This window comes from Xanthobacter sp. BG11Y11_SDJG, assembly GCF_057364445.1.
In genome coordinates this window covers 1-1,738 of record NZ_JBNFNU010000599.1, presented here as the reverse complement: position 1 = coordinate 1,738, position 1,738 = coordinate 1, and the positions used below count along the sequence as shown (strand labels likewise).

2 protein-coding genes and 1 pseudogene are annotated in these 1,738 nt (G+C 70.1%); 1 reads left to right on the top strand and 2 read right to left on the bottom strand.

Features of this window, described 5'->3' with window-relative positions:
- Both AC2W7M_RS24840 and AC2W7M_RS24835 read right to left on the bottom strand, forming a co-directional pair.
- Window positions 1-192, bottom strand: a pseudogene (locus AC2W7M_RS24840) (patatin-like phospholipase family protein); the annotation flags it as partial.
- Between the two features lie 28 nt (window positions 193-220).
- The gene (locus AC2W7M_RS24835) at window positions 221-1,003 is read right to left on the bottom strand and encodes a 3-hydroxybutyrate dehydrogenase (protein ID WP_486135718.1); all 783 of its coding nucleotides are present in this window, start codon (window positions 1,001-1,003) and stop codon (window positions 221-223) included.
- A 188-nt stretch (window positions 1,004-1,191) separates the two neighbouring features.
- On the opposite strand from AC2W7M_RS24835, the gene AC2W7M_RS24830 reads away from it, so the two are divergent.
- A complete protein-coding gene (locus AC2W7M_RS24830) occupies window positions 1,192-1,695 on the top strand; it encodes a Fur family transcriptional regulator (RefSeq protein WP_486135716.1) in 504 nt (167 codons plus the stop codon).
- Window positions 1,696-1,738: the final 43 nt, after the last annotated feature.

Below are 1,738 nucleotides of genomic sequence, written 5' to 3'. Positions count from 1 at the left end.
CCATCTCGGCCCCCTTGGCGAGGCCGGAGGCCAGCACCACCGCGTTCATGGCCCCGGCGCTGGTGCCGGAGATGCCCGAGACGGCGAGGCTGTCCTCCTGGAGCAGGCGGTCGAGCACGCCCCAGGTGAAGGCGCCGTGGGCGCTCCGCCCTGGAGCGCCAGCGAGATGCGCCGGGCGCCGGTGCGGCTCATGCGCCGGCCCGGCGCCCCGCCTTGCGGCTCATTCCGCGACCCAGCCGCCGTCGATCTGCTGCATCGAGCCGGTGATGGAGCGGGCGTTGTCCGAGCACAGGAACACGGCGAGGGCCGCGACCTCCTCCACGGTCACGAACTCCTTGGTGGGCTGGGCCGCCAGGAGCACGTTCTTCTTGACCTCTTCCTCGGTCATGCCGCGCGCCTTGGCGGTGTCCGGGATCTGCTTCTCCACCAGAGGCGTCCATACATAGCCGGGGCAGATGGCGTTGCAGGTGATGCCGAAGGTGGCGGTCTCGAGCGCGGCGGTCTTGGTGAGGCCGGCGATGCCGTGCTTGGCCGAGACGTAGGCCGACTTGAAGGGCGAGGCGACCAGCGCGTGCGCCGAGGCGGTGTTGATGATGCGGCCCCACTTGCGCGCCTTCATGCCGGGGATGGCCGCGCGCATGGCGAAGAACGCCGCCGACAGGTTGATGGCGATGATCATATTCCAGGTGTCGACCGGGAAGTCCTCGATCGGCGCCACGTGCTGGATGCCGGCGTTGTTCACCAGGATGTCGCAGGAGCCGAAGGTGGTTTCGGCAAGGCGGACCATGCCCTCGATCTCGTCGGCCTTGAGCATGTTGGCCGGGGAATAGGCGCACTTCACGCCGAAGTCGCTTTCGATCGCGGCGCGCTCCTTCTCGATGGCCGCAGCGTCACCGAGGCCGTTGATGACGATGTTCGCGCCTTCCTTGGCGAAGGCCCGCGCATAAGCGAGTCCGATCCCGCTGGTGGACCCCGTGACGACGGCGACCTTTCCCTTCAGCATGGCTTTCCCCTCAGAATGGCGCGGCGTGATCCGGCCGTGCGCGGCTGAACGATGTACCGGAGCGGTGTGACGCTGCTGTCACGCGGCGCGCGTGCACCGGCGGCGCCGAGCATGCCCACGCTCGCACGCGAAGCGCAAGGCGGCGATTGCCCTATGGCAGCGCGCGTGTGTTTGCCTATATTCGACCCATGTCCGCGCGCGTCATTCCGGTTCCGCACGACGACCACGACCACGCCCAGTGCGTGGCGGGAGCGGTGGCGCGCATGGAGGCGTGCTGCGCGGCCAAGGGCCTGCGCCTTACGCCCCTGCGGCGAAACGTCATGCGCATCCTCGCCGGGAGCCACGTGCCGCTCGGCGCCTACGAGATCGTCGAGCGCCTGGCCCGCGAAGGCGAGAGCGTGCCGCCCATGTCGGTCTACCGGGTGCTGGATTTCCTGGTGGCCGAGCGCCTCGCCCATCGCATCGAGAGCCGCAACGCCTTCCTGGCCTGTGCCCATGCCCACGAGGCGGACGAGGTGGTGGTGTTCCTCATCTGCGAGCAGTGCGGGCTGACCAAGGAGGTGGCCTCCCATGCGGTGGGGCGCGACCTCGCCTGGGCGGCCCGCGCGTCCGGCTTCACGCCGCGCCAGCGGGTGCTGGAGATCGCCGGCCGCTGCGCGCGCTGCCGCGGGGCGGACGACGCGCCGGATTGAAGCGCCGGCCGCGCCGATCGCGATCAGCCGCAGGCCGCCATCG

Excerpts from the sequence above, each read along its gene's own strand:
- AC2W7M_RS24830 (WP_486135716.1), top strand. The coding sequence starts at position 1,192 with ATGTCCGCGCGCGTCATTCCGGTTCCGCACGACGACCACGACCACGCC.
- AC2W7M_RS24835 (WP_486135718.1), bottom strand. The coding sequence starts at position 1,003 with ATGCTGAAGGGAAAGGTCGCCGTCGTCACGGGGTCCACCAGCGGGATC.